Origin of the sequence: Burkholderia ambifaria AMMD, assembly GCF_000203915.1 — a bacterium.
In the GTDB taxonomy this organism is placed as follows: domain Bacteria; phylum Pseudomonadota; class Gammaproteobacteria; order Burkholderiales; family Burkholderiaceae; genus Burkholderia; species Burkholderia ambifaria.
The window spans coordinates 841,932-859,221 of record NC_008391.1 but is presented as its reverse complement, the minus strand read 5'-3'; the positions used below and the strand labels follow the sequence as shown (position 1 = coordinate 859,221).

Here is a 17,290-nt window from a genome sequence, read left to right as displayed (position 1 = left end):
TCATTGACGGATCGCAAGCGATGGCTGGTTCTTCTGCATATTCGGTGAATTCGGGCGCGCTGGCGCCGTCGGCGGTCGTCGGCGTGATCGGCGCGGGCGCGATGGGCGCGGGCATCGCGCAGGTCGCGGCGGCCGCCGGTCATACCGTGCTGCTGTACGACCTGAACGAGGCGGCGTGCGACAAGGCGCTCGCCGGCATCCGCGCGCAGTTCGCGCGACTCGCGGAGAAGGGGCGCATGGAGCCGGCGCAGGCCGACGCGGCCGGCAACCGGATTCGCGCGGTGCGCGCGCTGGCCGAGTTCGCTGGCGCCGCGCTGATCGTCGAGGCGGCGGCCGAGCGTCTCGACGTGAAGCGCGAGATCTTCGCGACGCTCGAGCGCCATGTCGACGAGACTTGCGTGCTGGCGACCAACACGTCGTCGATCTCGATCACGTCGATCGCGGCCGGGCTGCGCGCGCCCCAGCGCGTGGCCGGCATGCACTTCTTCAATCCGGCGCCGCTGATGGCGCTCGTCGAGGTGGTCAGCGGGCTCGCGACCGCGCCGGAAGTCGCGCAGGCGCTCCATGCGACCGCCGCCGCGTGGGGCAAGCAGCCCGTGATGGCGAAATCGACACCGGGCTTCATCGTGAACCGCGTCGCCCGGCCATATTACGCGGAGGCGCTGCGCGTGCTGAACGAGCAGGGCGGCACGCCGGCCTCGATCGACGCGGTGATGCGCGACGCCGGCGGCTTCCGCATGGGGCCGTTCGAGCTGATGGACCTGATCGGCCACGACGTGAACTTCGCGGTGACCGAGTCGGTGTTCCGCGCGTACTTCAACGATCCGCGCTACACGCCGTCGCTGATCCAGCAGGAACTCGTGAACGCGGGCTTCCTCGGGCGCAAGTCGGGGCGCGGCTTCTATTCGTATGCGGACGGTGCGACGCCGCCCGCGCCGGAACTCGAAGCGCCGCGCGACGCGCCGGCCGCCGTCGTGCTGTTCGCGCAGGACGGCCCGGCCGCCGCGCTGCATGCACGCTTGGCCGAACGCATCGCGGGTGCGCGGCGCGACGGCGCGCATGCGGACGAACTGCTCGCCGTGGCCGGGCGTGCGTCGATCGCGCTGACCGACGGCCGCACCGCGACGGTGCGCGCCGCGCAAACCGGCGTGGCCGATCTCGTGCTTGTCGATCTCGCGCGCGACTACACGCAGGCCGGGCTGGTCGCGCTGACGCGCGCGCTCCAGTGCGGCGACGCCGCCTACGCCGATGCGGTCGGCCTGTTCCAGCGAGCCGGTTTCCGCGTCGTCGGCGTCGCCGACGTGCCGGGCATGGTTGCGATGCGCACCGTCGCGATGCTCGCGAACGAGGCGGCCGACACGATCAACCAGGGCGTGTGCTCGCCCGCCGATCTCGATCTCGCGATGGAGAAGGGCGTGAACTACCCGTGCGGCCCGCTCGCGTGGGCCGATGCGATCGGCATCGGCCGCGTGCATCGCGTGCTGTCGAACCTCGCGGCGAGCTACGGCGAGGACCGCTATCGCGTGTCGCCGCGCCTCGCCGCGTTGCACGCGGCCGGCCGCACGTTCCGCTAGCCGGCGGCCGCATCACCCCGATCACGATAACGACATCACTCCACTGGAGGAGCACCCCGATGACTCACCCGACGCATCCCGCCGCCGCCCTCGATCCGATCGAGACCGCCAGCCGCGACGAACTGCAGGCGCTGCAGCTCGAGCGCCTCAAGTGGTCGCTGCGCCACGCGTACGACAACGTCCCGCACTATCGTCGGACGTTCGACACGGCGGGCGTGCACCCCGACGACCTCAAAACGCTCGCCGATCTCGCGAAATTCCCGTTCTCGACCAAGAATGACTTGCGCGACAACTATCCGTTCGGGCTGTTCGCGGTGCCGCGCGAGCAGGTCGTGCGCGTGCATGCGTCGAGCGGCACGACGGGCAAGCCGACGGTGGTCGGCTACACGGCGCGCGACATCGACACCTGGGCGAACGTGACCGCGCGCTCGATCCGCGCGGCCGGCGGCCGCCCGGGCGACACGCTGCACAACGCGTTCGGCTACGGGCTCTTCACGGGCGGCCTCGGGATTCACTACGGCGCGGAGCGGCTCGGCTGCATGGTCGTGCCGATGTCGGGCGGGCAGACCGAGAAGCAGGTGCAGCTGATCCGCGATTTCGAGCCGAAGATCATCCTGGTCACGCCGTCGTACATGCTGAACCTGATCGACGAGATGGTGCGGCAGGGGATGGACCCGGCCGCGTCGTCGCTGAAGATCGGCATCTTCGGGGCGGAGCCGTGGACGCAGGCGCTGCGCGACGAAGTGGAGACGCGCGTGGGCATCGACGCGCTCGACATCTACGGGCTGTCGGAAGTGATGGGCCCCGGCGTCGCGTGCGAATGCGTCGAGACGAAGGACGGCCCGGTGATCTGGGAAGACCACTTCTATCCGGAGATCATCGATCCCGTGACCGGTGAAGTGCTGCCGGACGGCAGCGAGGGCGAGCTCGTGTTCACGTCGCTGACGAAGGAAGCGATGCCGGTGATCCGCTACCGCACGCGCGACCTCACCGCACTGCTGCCGCCGACCGCGCGCGCGATGCGCCGGCTCGCGAAGATCACGGGCCGCTCCGACGACATGCTGATCGTGCGCGGCGTGAACGTGTTCCCGAGCCAGATCGAGGAAATCGTGGTCGCGCAGCCGAAGCTGTCGGGCCAGTTCCAGGTGACGATCTCGCGCGACGGCCACATGGACCGGCTCGACCTCGCGGTCGAGCTGCGCTCCGAGGCCGTCGCGTGCGTGACCGACGGCGAGCGCGCGGCGATCGCGCGCGAGCTGCAACACCGGATCAAGACGATGATCGGCGTGTCGGCCGGCGTGACGGTGCTCGCCGCCGGCGGCATTCCCGCGACCGCGACCGGCAAGGCCCGGCGCGTGATCGACCGCCGGCAGGCCGCCTGAGTTTGACCATTCCCTGTTTTACCGCGAGGAAACCTGTTCGATGGATGGATTGAAGACCCTGGCCGTTGCCGTCGATGCGCGCGGCATCGCGACCGTCGCGCTGCAGCGCGGCGACGTGCTCAACGCGTTCGACGAAACGATGATCGCCGAGCTGACCGACGCGTTCACGACGCTCGGCCGGCGCGACGACGTGCGCGCGATCGTGCTGCGCTCGGACGGCCGCGCGTTCTGCGCGGGCGCCGACCTGCAGTGGATGCAGCGCGCGAGCGCGAACGACGCGGCCGCGAACCTGCGCGACGCCGAGCGGTTCGCCGCGATGATGCGCGCGATCCGGCAGTGCCCGAAGCCGACGGTCGCCCGCGTGCAGGGCCACGCGTTCGGCGGCGGCGTCGGCCTGTGCGCGGCCTGCGACATCGTGATCGCGAGCGATCATGCGCGTTTTTCGGTCAGCGAGGCACGGTTCGGGATCCTGCCGTCGGTGATCGGCCCGTATCTGGTCGAAGCGGTCGGCCAGCGCCAGGCGCGCCGGCTCGCGCTGACCGCGACGCAGCTCGCGGCCGGCGAAGCCGTCGCGATCGGGCTGATCCACCAGGCCGTGCCGCTCGACGCGCTCGACGCAGCACTCGACAAGACGCTCGCGGAGCTGAGCCGCAACGGCCCCAACGCGCTGATGGAGATCAAGCGCTTTTTCGACGCGATCGGCGAGTACCCGCCGTCGGAAGAACGCTCGGCGTTCACCGCGCAGACGATCTCGCGCGTGCGGGCCACGCCGGAAGCGAAGGAGGGCTTCGCCGCGTTCTTCGCGAAGCGGCCGCCGGCGTGGGAGCCGGGCACCGACTGAGGCCGATTGAGGCTGTGGCGCGGCCCGCGGGGCGCGGGTCGCGAATTGCATCTCGGGCGCGGGCGCTTGCTCTACAATGCGTGACCTCCGGCGCGCCGCCGGCCCCAGCCCTGATCGTTTCCTCGCCCCGATGATCGTCGACCGCCTTATCTCCGAGATCCTGTTCGGCTTTACCGGCCTGATCGGCATCATCAATCCGATCGGCATTGCATTCCTGTTTCTCGAACGCACCGAGGCGCTGACCGAGCACGAACGGAACCTGCTCGCGAAGAAGGTGGCGTTCAACGCCTTCATCGTGTTGCTGGTCGCGTTCTTCGCCGGCACGCCGGTGCTGCATTTCTTCGGGATCTCGATGGAAGCACTGCGGATCGGCGGCGGCTTCGCGGTCGCCGTCGCGGGATGGCAGATGCTCAACGAGCCGGACGGCCCGGGCGGCGGCGACACGCCGGTCAAGCCGATCGACGCGAACGCGATCATGACCCGCGCGTTCTTCCCGCTGACCGTGCCGCTGACGGTCGGCCCCGGTTCGATCGCCACCGCGATCGCGTTGAACGCGAACCGCACGCACAAGCTGTCGGAATTCATGCTGTCGAGCATCGTGTCGATCGCGGTGTCCGCGCTCGTCGCGGTCGTGATCTGGCTGACCTACAGCCGCGCCGCGCTGCTGTCGCGCTATCTCGGCATCGAAGGCACCAAGGTCGCGAAGCGCGTGTCCGCGTTCCTGCTGCTGTGCATCGGCGTGCAGATCATGCTGACCGGGTTCTCCGAGTTCCTGCGGCCGCTCGCCGACCAGATCAAGTAAGCCGTTCTTTCTCCGATGTGTGACCCGGCCCGGCCCCGCGCGATGCGTGCGGGCTGCGGGTCGCGTTCGTCTTTCGTCGGTTCGACCCGATCCAACTCGGCGGCGCCCGAGCGTGCCGAGACGCGCCGACACGCGTTTGCGCGCCGCGGGATACCATGCGACGTCCGGCCGATGCACGCCCCGGCGTCCGTGCGCGGTGCACCGACGCGCGGCGCGCATCCGGCTGCAACCCCCCTTCAATGACGAGGCGAGCGATGGAATACGTGAAATTCGGGTCGACCGGGATGGACGTGTCGAAGCTGGTGCTGGGCTGCATGACGTTCGGCGAGCCGTCGCGCGGCACGCATCCGTGGACACTGCCGGAAGCGGAAAGCCGCCCGATCCTCCAGCGCGCGATCGAGGCCGGCATCAATTTCTTCGATACCGCGAACATGTATTCGGACGGCACGTCGGAAGAGATCGTCGGCCGCGCGCTGCGCGACTTCGCGAAACGCGACGACGTCGTGATCGCGACCAAGGTGTTCTACCGGATGCGGCCGGGGCCGAACGGCGCGGGGCTGTCGCGCAAGGCGATCATGACCGACATCGACCAGAGCCTGCAGCGGCTCGGCACCGACTACGTCGACCTGTACCAGATCCACCGCTGGGATTACAGCACGCCGATCGAGGAGACGCTGGAGGCGCTGCACGACGTCGTGAAGGCGGGCAAGGCGCGCTACATCGGCGCGTCGTCGATGTTCGCGTGGCAGTTCGCGAAGGCGCTGCATACGTCGACGCAGAACGGCTGGACCCGCTTCGTCAGCATGCAGAACCACGTGAACCTGCTGTATCGGGAGGAGGAGCGGGAGATGCTGCCGCTGTGCGAGGCCGAGGGCATCGCGGTGATTCCGTGGAGCCCGCTCGCGCGCGGCCGGCTGACGCGCAACTGGGACGAGTCGTCCGGCCGGCAGCAGAGCGACGATGTCGGCCAGCGGCTCTATGACGCGACGGCCGATGCCGATCGCGCGATCGTCGAGGCCGTCGCGGCGATTGCCGCCGCGCGCAACGTGCCGCGTGCGCAGGTCGCGCTCGCGTGGGTCGCGCACAAGCGCGGCATCACCGCGCCGATCGTCGGCATCTCGAAGCCGCATCATCTGGACGATGCGCTCGGTGCATTGGAACTGAAGCTGACGGACGACGAAATCGCGGCGCTCGAAGGCCCGTACGTGCCGCACGCGGTGGCCGGTTTCAACTGAGTTCCACCGGGTGAAACCGGCGGGCGCCGCCGTACGCGACGCTCAGCGCGCGGCGGCGAGCATCGGGTATGTGAACAGCCCGAAGTGGATCACGTTCAGCCCCGCATGCGCGACCGCCGACGCGAGCAGCCCGCCGCGCCGCCATGCCAGGCCGTAACCGATGCCGGCCACCGTGCCGAGCACGATCCACTGCCAGCCGGCGGCCGCGTGCGCGGCGCCGAACAGCAGCGCGCCGATCGCGAGCGCGGCCCACGGCCCCCAGCCGAAGCGGCCGAGCACGCGCGTGAGCCCGCCTTGCACGTAGCCGCGGAACAGCGCTTCCTCGGTGAGCGTCACGAGCAGCACGTTGTTGACGAGCCACATCCAGCCCGACGCCGGCCATTTCGGCGCCCAGCCGACCATCCCGAACGCGAGCGCGCCGATGAGGCAGACCGCGGCCGTTGCGATGCACGCTATGACACCGGTGCGCAGCGCGCGCGCCGGCGGGACGTCGGGCATGACCCACGGCAGCACCCACAGCAGCCACAGGCCGACCAGCGGCTTGTCGAAATTCAGGTACATCGTGAACGGAACGGCGTCCGGCGTGAAGCGTGTCGGCTCGATCACACGCGGATTATGGAAGCCGGGAATCAGGTGCAGGCTCAGCGCGATCGCGAGCGCGGCAAATACGACGTGCGCGGCGATCCGCACCGCGAGCGGGCGGCTTGGGGCGACGCCCCAGGCGGCGGCCACGAGCAGCGCGAGCGGCGCGAGCACGATCGGAGAAAGCTTGCCGACCGCCAGCGCGCCGGCATAGCCGAGCACCGCGACAGCGATGCTCGGGCCGTGCAGCGGACGCAGCCACGCGAATGCGGCGGCAGCGAATAGCGCGAGGCAGATCGTGGCACACGGGAGAAGCGAAAGGGACATGGGGCGATGCATGGTGGAACGAGACGCCGCGCATCATACCCCAGCGACAGTGACATGCCACCGGGCGGGGCCGGCGCTCAGCGGCCGGCGATCTCGGTGACGCCGTCGCGGGTCGGGATGTCGACGCTGTTGCGATCGCGCATCCGCCGCCGGTACCAGAAGGTCCACAGCAGGAGCGTGCCGAACACCGTGTAACCCATGATCGGCGACACGACGAGCACGCGCTCGACGGGCCACGCGACGACCATCCACAGGCGCAGCAGCATCTCCAGCGTCATGCATGCGCCCCACACGAAGGTCATCAGCCGGAGCATCTGGCGCAGCCCCGGCTGCTCGGCCCACACCGTCTCGAAACGCGCGGCGCCGCCGGCCATCTCGCGGGCGACCGTCGCGCGGGTGAGGTAGAAGATCAGCGGGCGATCGCGGAACAGCGACAGCAGGAACACGACGCCGATTGCGCCGGACGCGAGCGATTCGCGCATCAGCAGCGTGCGCGCGCTGCCGCCGAGCGCCATGCCGGCGATCGACAGCGCGATGCCGAGCAGCACGACGGCGGCCACCGCATCGACGCGGCGCGAGCGGATGAATTCGACGATGGACCAGACGATGGGCGGAATCGCGGACGCGTACAGCGCGCCGGTTTCGCCGAAATACGGATGCGCGATCCGGTAGGCGACCCAGGGCAGCGCCAGGTTGACGAAGAGTTCGAGGATCAGGCCGGCTCGTCGTTTCACGGAAGCGGGCGCGCGGGTGGCGCGCGGGGCGGTGAGGTCGGTTCGAGTATATCGAAGTCGGACCCCGCGCGCCGCACCCGGCGCCGTTGTGCATGCACCGGATGCGGGCGGGCGTGCGGGCCGGGCGGACGGCGAGTCGTGCCTATGCTACCGAGGGGGCCGCTTGCGGCCGCCCGGCACCGCGTCCGGCCGTCACGCGGCGATCATCGCCCGCTTGCCCGCTTGCCCGCTTGCCCGCTTGCCCGGTTGCCCGGTCTCGCGTTCGTCAGGCCGTCGCGGGCTGGACGATGATCTTCACGTTCCGGTCCTTGTGGTTGACCAGCTCCTGGAAGCCGTGCGTGACGATGTCGCCGAGCGTGATTCGCCCGGTGATCAGCGGCTGCACGTCGATGCGGCCGTCCGCGATGAAGCGGATCACGTCCGCGAATTCGCCGTTGTACGCGAGCGAGCCGATCACTTCCTTCTCGGTCGACACGATGTCGAAGAAGTTGAACGACGTCGGCTCCTCGAAGATGCCGACCATCACCGACTTGCCGGCCTTGCGGATCACGTCGATCGCGAGCTGCGCGGTGGCCGTGTGCCCGATGCACTCGAACGACACGTCGGCGCCGTAGCCGCCCGTCAGCGCCTTGATTTCCGCGATCGCGTCCGACGCCTTCGGATCGATCACGACCGTCGCGCCGACCTCCAGCGCCTTCTGCTTGCGCGCGGCCGACATTTCCAGCGCGATCACGCGCCCGGCGCCCGCGGCCTTCGCGCACATGATCGTGCACAGCCCGATCGTGCCGGCGCCGACCACGACGACGGTCTGGCCGACGATGTTGCCGGCCTTCTTCACCGCGTGCAGGCCGACCGCGAGCGGTTCGATCAGCGCGCCGGCCTCGGTCGGGAAGTTCTCGGGCAGCTTGTACAGCAGCTCGGCCGGCACGTTCACGTATTCGGCGAACGCGCCGTTGTTCATCAGCCCGGTGAACGCCAGGTTCTCGCAGATGTTGTACAGCCCATGCTTGCAATACCAGCAGGTGCCGCAGTGCTGGCACGCGTCGGCCGTCACGCGGTCGCCGAGGGCGAAGCCCGTCACGCCCGCGCCGAGCGCCGCGATTTCGCCGCTGAACTCGTGGCCGAGGATGCACTGGCCCTTCAGGCCCGTCAGCGGGTGCGGCGCGTCGACCGGGATGAATACGGGCCCGGCGACGTATTCGTGCAGGTCGGACCCGCAGATTCCGCACCAGTGCACGCGGATCTGGACCCAGCCGGCCGGCGGGTGCGCCGGAACGGGAACTTCTTCCACGCGGATGTCGTTGCGGCCGTGCCAGACGGCGGCCTTCATGCTGGGTGCGGTGTTCGATGCCGGTGTGCTCACGTTGCTGTCTCCGTCAGGTTGTCGTCGGACGCGCGGCAAGCGGCCGGTGCGTCCGTCGCGCGATTGCGCGAGCGACCGATATGCAGGAACGGGGCCAGCTTGAATCGGCGCTCGGGTGGCGAGCGGGGCGGGGAGAGGGTGTGCGGTGCAGCAGGTATGTCTTGCGTTGGCATCCGGCGATGTCGCGAGAATTGCTCGCGGAATTTGCTGCAATTGCGATGGCGGGGTTCGCGTGAGACGCCGGGACATTCGTCTCAGCCGTTTGAGACGAAATGCGAGACGGGTGGCTCGGCGGCGGGCTCCGTCGCATGCCGTTATGCCAGCCCATTGTGCCGATCAGCGAAACGCATCGTTGCGCACATTCCGCTTTACTTGAAGTTAACTTCAATTTGTATCATCTGCGGCAGCCCGATCGCGCGCGGTGCGCGGCCCGTGTCAATTTCAACGGAATGTCGTCAAGCATGCCGAACTTCATCGAAAGCCTGATCTGCGAATACGTGTCGTATCACATGCTGGTAGCCGACGAGCGGGACGTCATGCCGTCGGCGAGCGACGATCGCGCACCGGTGCCGGAGCCTGTCGCGGCCGGCGTTTCACCGTTGCGGCCGCAACTGTTCGTCACGGTCCTGGAGGCCGGCGACAACGGCTTGCTGGTGCGCTGGAGCGAAAGCGGGCGCTGTCATTACGGCGAGCAGCGCTGGCGCTTGCACGCCGCGTCGCAGCCGGGCCGCTGCGCGATCTCGGGGCAGCCGATCGAGCCGGGCGAGCCGGTGTACCGGCCGGTGCGGCGGCCGGTGCCCGTCAATGGCGACGAGATGATCCACCCCGCGTCGGTGCCGGACGCGGCCGGCATCGTGCGTCACGTTGCGCCGGCCCGCGGCGAGGCGGCGGACCCGGTCGACGCCCTCGGCTGAACGCGGCGGTTGCATCCACGCGTTACTTGAGATCCTTCCGGTACTGGATGAACCCCGCGTTGTTCGCGAGCTTGTCGTACAGGGCGCGGGCGGCCGTATTGGTTTCGTGCGTGAGCCAGTACACGCGGCTCGCACCGGCTTCGCGGGCCCGCTCGTACACGGCCTCGATCAGCGCGCCGCCGGCGCCTTGCCCGCGCGCGTCGGCCGCCGTGAACAGGTCCTGCAGGTAGCAGTACGGCCCTTCGGTCCAGCACGAGCGGTGGTAGATCGCGTGCACGATGCCGATCAACGCACCCGACGCGTCGAATGCGCCGAGCACGAACATCGGTTCGGCGGGATCCATCAGGCGCGCCCACGTCGTCGCGAACACGGCGTCGCTCAGCGCGGTGTCATAGAACTTCTGATAACCCTGCCACAGCGGGCGCCACGCGGCTTCGTCGGCGGCGACGAGCGGCCGGACCGTGACGCGCGTCGCGTCGTTCGCACGGCCGGCCGCGTCGCGGGCACGCGCCTGCGCGTGGCGGATCGCGACGAGCGACTCGCGCTGCACGCCGCCGGCGTCGAAGTTCTCCGGCGCGAGCCAGGCTTCGAACGCGGCGCGCACGGCCGGCCATTCGCCGTCGACGATCGAGAACCAGGCGGTGTCGCGACTGCGTCCCTTGTAGATGATCGCCTGCCGGAACGTGCCTTCGTAACGGAAGCCGAGCCGGGCGGCGGCCTTGCGCGACGGCGCGTTCAGGTCGTCGCACTTCCATTCGTAGCGCCGGTAGCCGAGCGTGTCGAACGCGTACTTCATCAGCAGGTACTGCGCTTCGGTCGAAATCGGCGTGCGCTTGAGCAGCGGCGAGAACGTGACGGAACCGACCTCGATCACGCCGTTGGCCGGATCGATGCGCATCAGCGCGAGCGTGCCGACCGCGCGGTTCGTCGCGCGGTCGATCACCGTGTAGTGCAGCGGATCGGTGCTCGCCGCCGCGCCGCGCGCGTAGTCGCGGTAGCTCGACTCGTCGGCGTACGGGCCGTGCGCGAGATAGGTCCAGTCGGCGCCGTCGGGCGCCTGCGCGTATGCGGCGTACAGGTCGGCGGCGTGGCGGTCGGCGTCGAGCGGTTCGAGGCGGCAGTAGCGGCCCTCGAGCACGATGCGCTCCGGGCGCGGGCGCGCGGACCAGTCGGGAACGGGGCGGCCGATCGGCTGCTGGAAGTCGTTGGTGAGCGTGGACAAGGTCGATCTCGCTTCGGTTGGCGGCCGGCGACATGCCGGCATGCAGACGATCGTAGTCCCGGCGAGGTACCATGAGAAGCGCCAGATGACGATGAATTTATGGTGCCACGGGGGTGCCGCAGCGGCGCCATGTCGGTGTCCGCGACGGTGCCGTGATTGTGCCGCGATCGACGCGCCGTGCATTAAGACTTCCCCGCCGCCATACCCTGATTTATGGCGCCACGTTGGTGCCCGCGACGGCGCCGTGATTGCGCCATCGATTGCCGCGCCATGCCCCGAGACCTTCACGCCGCCATACGCTGATTGATGCTGCCACGGGTGCGCCACGTTGATGCCCGCGACGGCGCCGGGATTGCGCCACCGATCGCCGCGCCATGCACCGAAACCTCCACGCCGCCATACGCTGATGACGACAACCCTTCCTTCCGGCACCGCGCCGGTAATGCCGCTCGACGCGCCGCTCGCGCGCACGGCCGGTGCGCCTTCGTTGCAGCGGCAATTGCTGCGACGCGTGCGCGACGCGATTCTCGGCGGCGCGATGCCGGCCGGCACGCGGCTGCCCGGCACGCGCGCGCTGGCCGAGACGCTCGGCGTGTCGCGCAATACGACGGCGGCCGTCTACGAGCAGCTCGTCGCCGAAGGCTTCCTGCAATCCGATCGTCGCGGCACGCGCGTGGTGGGCCTGTCGCGGCCGGCGCCGCCGCGTCGGCGGGCCGCTCCGCCGGTCGTCGCGCAACGGCTCGGCCGGATGCGTCCGAGCCTGATCGGCACCGGCGAGTCGGACGCTTTTCGGCCGGGCGTGCCCGCGCTGTCGCATTTTCCGATCGATGCGTGGCGGCACGCGATCGACCGCGCGCTGCGCCGCGCCGGCCGCGACCTGCTCGCGTACGGCGACCCGCTCGGCGAGCGCGCGCTGCGCGAGTCGATCGCGCGCCATCTGGCCGTGACGCGCGGCGTGCGCTGCGATCCCGAGCAGATCGTGATCACCGAAGGCGCACAGGGCGCGATCGCGCTGTGCGCGCAGCTGCTGACGAATCCCGGCGATACGGTCTGGGTCGAGGAGCCCGGCTATCGTGGCGCGCGCACTGCGATGCAGGCGGCCGATCTCGACGTCGTGCCGATGCCGGTCGACGCGGAGGGGCTGCGCGCGGAAGACGCGGACTGGCGCGAACGGACGCCGCGGCTCGTCTATACGACGCCGTCGAACCAGTTTCCGACCGGCGCGGTGCTGTCGATCTCGCGCCGGCTCGCGCTGATCGACGCCGCGCGCGGGCATCGCGCGTGGATCATCGAGGACGACTACGACAGCGAGTTTCGTCACACCGGCGAGCCGATCGGCGCGTTGCAGGGGCTCGCGGCCGATTCGCCGGTCGTCTATCTCGGCTCGTTCAGCAAGACGATGTTTCCGGCGCTGCGGATCGGTTTTCTCGTGCTGCCCGACGCGCTGCTGGCGGCGGTGCGGCCGGCGCTGCCGGAGATGCTGCGCGGCGGGACGCGCCACGTGCAGCTCGCGCTTGCCGATTTCATCGAGTCGGGGGAGTACGGGCGGCATCTGGGGCGGATGCGCCGGCTGTATCGCGACCGGCGGCGCGCGCTGCTCGCCGCGCTGGACGACGCGTTCACCGCGCCGCATCAGGTCGAAGGCGGGCCGTGCGGGCTGCATCTGGCGCTGCGGCTGCCGGCGCGCTATCGCGACCGCGCGATCGTCGAGGCGGCGCGCGAGCATGGGATCGGGCCGTTTCCGCTGTCGGGTTTTTCGCTCCACGCGACGTCGGCGGCCAACGGGCTCGTGCTCGGCTTCGGCAATACGTCGGCCGATGCGTTCGCGCCGATGCTGCGGACGCTGTCGGCGATCGCGCATCGGGTCGCGGGGGATTGAATAGCGGGTGGTCGGCCGGCACAACGGCCGCGTGATGCCACTGGAAGCAGGGCAGCGACACGCGTTCCTTGTAGTCGGCGATCGCCTCGGTCGCGATCGCGACAGGGTGTGGATTGCCGAACAGCAGATCGCGGAGTCGAGCCGCAAGCGGTCCGCGGGCCGTGTGCCGGCCCGCGCGTGACGCGACGCCGCTTACCGCACGCGTTCCGCGCGAATGATCCGGCGCGCGGCCACCAGGCTCAATGCGAGTAACACCGCGACATATGCGACCACCGCACCCCATGCGCCGTGCTGCCACACCGTGCCGCCGGCCGAACCCAGCACGCTCGATCCGAGGTAATAGGCCAGCAGATACAGCGACGCGGCGTGCCCCTTCGCCGATCCGGCAAGGTGCCCGACCCAGCCGCTCGCGACCGCATGGGCGACGAAGAAGCCGATCGTGATCAGCACGATCCCGACGATGATCGCGACGAGCGAATGCGACAGCGTCAGCGCGAGACCGGCCGCGAACACGAGAATGCCGCTGACGAGGACGGGTGCGCGCCCGAGCCGATCGGCGAGGGCGCCCGCGCTCGACGACGACACCATCCCGAACAGGTAGGCGCCGAAGATCAGCCCGCACGCGGTCGCGCTCAGGTTGAACGGCGCGGCCGTCAGCCGGAACGCGGCGTAGTTGTACACCGTCACGAACGAGCCCATCACGAGAAAGCCGATCGCGAACACGAACGGAAGCCGCGCGTGATGCAGTTGCGCGTTCCATAGCCGCAGGTGATGGCGCAGCGTCAGGTCGGTTCGCTTCACGAAGCGCCGCGACTGCGGCAGCAGCATCACGAATGCGATCGCCGCGACGAGGTCGACGACGCCGATCGTCAGCATCGCGGTGCGCCACGAGAAGTACTCTTCGAGCGCGCTCATCCCGATCCGCCCGACCATGCCGCCGAACGCGGTGCCGCCGACGTAGAGCCCCATCGACAGCCCGAGCCCGTCGGGCGCGATTTCCTCGGCAAGATAGGCCATCGCCACGGCCGGAACGCCGCCGAGCGCGAAACCTTCGAGCGCGCGCCAGATCAGCAGCAGGTTCCAGTTCGGCGAAATCGCCGCCAGCACGTTGAACAGCGCGGCCAGCGTCATCGACGCGAACATCAGCCCGCGCCGCCCGACGCGTTCGGACAGCGCGCCCGCGCACAGGATCGAGACCGCCAGCAGCCCGGTCGACAGTGACAGGGACAGCGAGCTCGACGCCGCGCCGATATGGAACTCGCGCGCGAACGCGGGCAGCAAAGGCTGGACGCAATACAGCAGCGAGAAGGTGGAAAAGCCGGCCAGGAACAGCGCCAGCGCGATGCGCTTGTAGGCCGCGGATCGCGGCGACACGCCGGCGGGCAGCGCATCGGGCGTGGCGTTCGGGACGCGGGTCGCGGCGGGCGGAATCGCAGGGGAAGACATGGTTTGCACCTGATTGTCCAGGGAATACCCCGAATTCTTGCGCACGCTCATACATATGTCCAATATATGAAAGAAACCGTAGCGATACGTTTTACGACTGACCTGGACGCGCACGTCGCGCTTCCATCCACCCCGGGATCACCTCGCACATGGAACTTCGGCATCTCCGATACTTTCTGGCCGTGGCCGCCACGTCGAACTTCACGAAGGCCGCGGAAACGCTCGGCATGGGGCAGCCGCCGCTGAGCCAGCAAATCAAGGCGCTCGAAAGCGAACTCGGCGTGGAACTGTTCAAGCGGACCGCGCGCGGCGCCGAACTGACCGTCGCCGGCGAGGTGTTCGCGGAAGAGGCGCGGCGCGTGCTCGACGATGCCGAGCGCGCGGCACGCGCGGCAAAGCGGGCCGCGCGCGGGGAAATCGGGCAGCTTCGCGTGGGTTTTACCGGCACGGCGGCGTTCAATTCGAAAGTGGCCGACCTGATTCGCCGCTTTCGCGAAGCGTTTCCGGACGCCGAGCTGACGTTGCAGGAGGCGACCTCCGGCGTGCTGCTCGAGGCGCTGGAGGCCGGGCGGCTCGATGTCGCGATCGTGCGCCCCGAGCGGCGTATCGCCGACACGTTGGTGGGGGCGGACTGGGACGAGGAACCGATGTTCGTCGCGTTGCCGGTCGCGCATCGGCTCGCGCAGCGGCGCCGGATCGATCTGGCGGAGCTGACCGACGAAGCATTCGTGCAGGTGCCGCGCGAAGCCGGCAGCGCGCTGTTCGACGACATCGTCGCCGCGTGCAATGCCGCCGGGTTTCAACCGCGCATGGCGCAGCCCGCGCCGCAGATCACGTCCGCGGTGACGCTCGTCGCGGCCGGGCTCGGCGTGTCGATCGTGCCGAAGGCGATCACGCAGGTGCAGGTCGCGGGCGTCGTGTATCGGCCGGTCGCCGGCGATGGTTTGCGCGCGAGGCTCGCGATCGCGTCGCGACGCGATGATCCGTCCGCGGTCGTGCGCAATTTTCTGGCGCTAGCGTGGTAGCGCGGGACGGTGGTGCGGGATCTATCGCGGCCGCGCGCCTCGCACGCAATGTGTGGTGAATATTCCGATTGACGAACCGCGAAACTTGTCCGGAACGAACGCCGGGGCGGTTTTGCCGCCATTCGACCGCTGGCATGCGGGTTTCCGAATCGTATATGGCCGACGCCGTGTGGACTATAAATGGATGCGTGTACCGGCGCCTGCCGGGCGTCCGCGTGTCTCGCGCGAGACGTCGCCGCGACTGCCGGGGGAGGTGCACCGTGGTTCGCCAGACGCTTGCTCGCGCCGTGCTTCGCACCGCGTTGATCGGGGGCGTATTCGCCGGCATTTTGTCGTCGTCGCCGCCCACCCGTGCCGGGACCGTCGCGACGCCCGCCCCACCGCCTGTCATGAAAAGCAGGCCCGCCACACGCGCTTACTCGATGCCGGTCGACTTTCCGGCGATCGTCGACCGCTACGGCCCGGCGGTCGTGACCATCATGACCACCGGCCCCGACCAGCAGCCCGGTGGCCCCGCCTTCGCGATCCTCGAACCCGACGATCCGCTCACCGGGTTCTTCCGCCGCGGCGCGCAGCCGCCTGCGCCCCCGCCTCCGCTCATGCCCGGGCAGGGCCCGCAGGCGCCGTTGCCCGATACGTCGCCGCGCGCGATCGCGGGCAGCGGCTCGGGCTTCATCGTCAGCCCCGACGGGCTGATCCTGACGTCTGCGCATATCGTCGCCGACGCGACCGACGTGACGGTGCGACTGGCCGATCGTCGTGACCTGAAGGCGACGGTGCTGGCCGTCGATCCGCAGAGCGACGTCGCGGTGCTGCGCGTCGACGCGACGAAGCTGCCGTTCGTGCGCATCGGCGATTCGGCGCGGGTGCGCGCCGGCGAACCGGTGATGACGATCGGCGCGCCCGACGGCTCGGGCAATACGGTCACGGCCGGCATCGTCAGCGCGACGGCGCATCCGCTGCCGGACGGCAGCGCGTTTCCGTTCTTCCAGACCGACATCGCGGTGAATCCCGACAACTCGGGCGGCCCGGTGTTCAACCGCGCGGGCGAGGTGATCGGCATCGCGGTGCAGGTCTATACCGGCGCCGACCGCTACGCGAGCACGACGTTCGCGATCCCGATCGCGTTCGCCATGAAGGTGCGTGCGCAAGCGCAGGCGCAGATGCGGACCAACGCGCAGGCGCAGCGCATGTCGTCCGTGTCGTCCGGCAACGCGCTGGGCGTCGACGTACAGGATGTCGGCGCCGGGTTGGCCGCCGCGTTCGGTCTGCCGCGTCCGGTGGGCGCGCTCGTCAACGGCGTCGATCCCGGCTCGCCGGCCGCCGCGGCCGGCGTGAAGCCCGGCGACGTGATCGTGCAGTTCGGCGACAAGCCGATCGGCCAGGCTGCCGAGCTGAACGACCTGGCCGCCGCGTTGCCGCCTGGCGGGAAGGTGCCGCTGCGGCTGATCCGCAACCGCACGCCGATGCGGCTGACGGTCACGGGAGCGGCGACTGGTGACGCGATCGACACCGCGGCTTACAACGCGCCCTACAACGCGCCCGCGACGGGCAGCGCAGGCACGGTAGGCACTGCCGGGGCGGCGGGCGTGGCGATGGCCGCCGCACGGCCGGCCGATGGCGGCGATCGGCTCGGGCTGACGATGCATCCGCTGAGCGATGCCGAACGGCGGTCGACCGGGCTCGCGGTCGGGATGATGGTGGATGCGGTGCACGGGCCGGCCGCGCGCGCGGGCATCCGGCCGGGCGACGTCGTGCTGGAACTCAACGACACGCTGCTCGAAACGCCGGAAGACGTGCCGGCGCTCGAAGCGAGCGGCGGCGTGATCGCGGTGCTGATCCAGCGCGAGAACGCGCGCAAGTTCGTGTCCGTGCGGGCGCGGTAGGGCGTTGACGGGAGCGCGGGCGTGGGCCTACCATCGTCCGACATCGCTGCCCGGGATTCGGGCGTTCAGGAGCCATCC

At 69.7% G+C, this 17,290-nt stretch carries 14 protein-coding genes and 1 pseudogene; 9 read left to right on the top strand and 6 right to left on the bottom strand.

Features of this window, described 5'->3' with window-relative positions; translation table 11 throughout:
* Positions 1 to 20 precede the first annotated feature (20 nt).
* From BAMB_RS19865 to BAMB_RS19845, 5 genes are all read left to right on the top strand, one after another.
* Positions 21 to 1,574, top strand: a complete 1,554-nt coding sequence (locus BAMB_RS19865) for a 3-hydroxyacyl-CoA dehydrogenase (RefSeq protein ID WP_011658961.1) — start codon at positions 21 to 23, stop codon at positions 1,572 to 1,574.
* 59 nt (positions 1,575 to 1,633) lie between these two features.
* Positions 1,634 to 2,956: a phenylacetate--CoA ligase PaaK gene (gene paaK, locus BAMB_RS19860; RefSeq protein ID WP_011658960.1), complete on the top strand. Its 1,323-nt coding sequence runs from the start codon at positions 1,634 to 1,636 to the stop codon at positions 2,954 to 2,956.
* A 40-nt stretch (positions 2,957 to 2,996) separates the two neighbouring features.
* Positions 2,997 to 3,797 carry an enoyl-CoA hydratase-related protein gene (locus BAMB_RS19855; RefSeq protein WP_011658959.1) on the top strand — a complete coding sequence of 267 codons (801 nt, stop codon included), beginning with the start codon at positions 2,997 to 2,999 and terminating at the stop codon, positions 3,795 to 3,797.
* 130 nt (positions 3,798 to 3,927) lie between these two features.
* Positions 3,928 to 4,599, top strand: a complete 672-nt coding sequence (locus BAMB_RS19850) for a MarC family protein (RefSeq protein WP_041491482.1) — start codon at positions 3,928 to 3,930, stop codon at positions 4,597 to 4,599.
* Between the two features lie 254 nt (positions 4,600 to 4,853).
* Positions 4,854 to 5,834: an aldo/keto reductase gene (locus BAMB_RS19845; protein ID WP_011658957.1), complete on the top strand. Its 981-nt coding sequence runs from the start codon at positions 4,854 to 4,856 to the stop codon at positions 5,832 to 5,834.
* A 42-nt stretch (positions 5,835 to 5,876) separates the two neighbouring features.
* Here the strand turns inward: BAMB_RS19845 and BAMB_RS19840 are convergent, their stop codons facing one another.
* From BAMB_RS19840 to BAMB_RS19830, 3 genes are all read right to left on the bottom strand, one after another.
* The gene (locus BAMB_RS19840) at positions 5,877 to 6,743 is read right to left on the bottom strand and encodes a CPBP family intramembrane glutamic endopeptidase (RefSeq protein ID WP_041491481.1); all 867 of its coding nucleotides are present in this window, start codon (positions 6,741 to 6,743) and stop codon (positions 5,877 to 5,879) included.
* Positions 6,744 to 6,820: 77 nt separating this feature from the next.
* Entirely contained in the window at positions 6,821 to 7,477 is a 657-nt protein-coding gene (locus BAMB_RS19835; protein WP_011658955.1) for a VC0807 family protein, read from the bottom strand.
* A 265-nt stretch (positions 7,478 to 7,742) separates the two neighbouring features.
* Positions 7,743 to 8,807, bottom strand: a complete 1,065-nt coding sequence (locus tag BAMB_RS19830; protein WP_011658954.1) for a 2,3-butanediol dehydrogenase — start codon at positions 8,805 to 8,807, stop codon at positions 7,743 to 7,745.
* 494 nt (positions 8,808 to 9,301) lie between these two features.
* On the opposite strand from BAMB_RS19830, the gene BAMB_RS19825 reads away from it, so the two are divergent.
* On the top strand, positions 9,302 to 9,754 hold the full coding sequence (locus BAMB_RS19825) for a DUF3331 domain-containing protein (protein WP_011658953.1): 453 nt from the start codon (positions 9,302 to 9,304) through the stop codon (positions 9,752 to 9,754).
* A gap of 22 nt (positions 9,755 to 9,776) precedes the next feature.
* Here the strand turns inward: BAMB_RS19825 and BAMB_RS19820 are convergent, their stop codons facing one another.
* On the bottom strand, positions 9,777 to 10,976 hold the full coding sequence (locus BAMB_RS19820) for a GNAT family N-acetyltransferase (RefSeq protein ID WP_041491480.1): 1,200 nt from the start codon (positions 10,974 to 10,976) through the stop codon (positions 9,777 to 9,779).
* 406 nt (positions 10,977 to 11,382) lie between these two features.
* On the opposite strand from BAMB_RS19820, the gene pdxR reads away from it, so the two are divergent.
* Positions 11,383 to 12,855, top strand: a complete 1,473-nt coding sequence (gene pdxR, locus BAMB_RS19815; RefSeq protein WP_041491479.1) for a MocR-like pyridoxine biosynthesis transcription factor PdxR — start codon at positions 11,383 to 11,385, stop codon at positions 12,853 to 12,855.
* Here the strand turns inward: pdxR and BAMB_RS35025 are convergent.
* Together BAMB_RS35025 and BAMB_RS19810 are read right to left on the bottom strand one after the other, a co-directional pair.
* Positions 12,851 to 12,958: pseudogene (locus BAMB_RS35025) on the bottom strand (transcriptional regulator); the annotation flags it as partial. The gene pdxR and the pseudogene BAMB_RS35025 overlap by 5 nt on opposite strands.
* A gap of 89 nt (positions 12,959 to 13,047) precedes the next feature.
* Positions 13,048 to 14,301 carry an MFS transporter gene (locus BAMB_RS19810; protein ID WP_011658950.1) on the bottom strand — a complete coding sequence of 418 codons (1,254 nt, stop codon included), beginning with the start codon at positions 14,299 to 14,301 and terminating at the stop codon, positions 13,048 to 13,050.
* Between the two features lie 149 nt (positions 14,302 to 14,450).
* Between BAMB_RS19810 and BAMB_RS19805 the strand changes: the two genes are divergently transcribed.
* The gene (locus BAMB_RS19805; RefSeq protein ID WP_011658949.1) at positions 14,451 to 15,326 is read left to right on the top strand and encodes a LysR family transcriptional regulator; all 876 of its coding nucleotides are present in this window, start codon (positions 14,451 to 14,453) and stop codon (positions 15,324 to 15,326) included.
* A gap of 260 nt (positions 15,327 to 15,586) precedes the next feature.
* Positions 15,587 to 17,212: a trypsin-like peptidase domain-containing protein gene (locus BAMB_RS19800; protein WP_011658948.1), complete on the top strand. Its 1,626-nt coding sequence runs from the start codon at positions 15,587 to 15,589 to the stop codon at positions 17,210 to 17,212.
* The last annotated feature ends 78 nt before the right edge of the window (positions 17,213 to 17,290 follow it).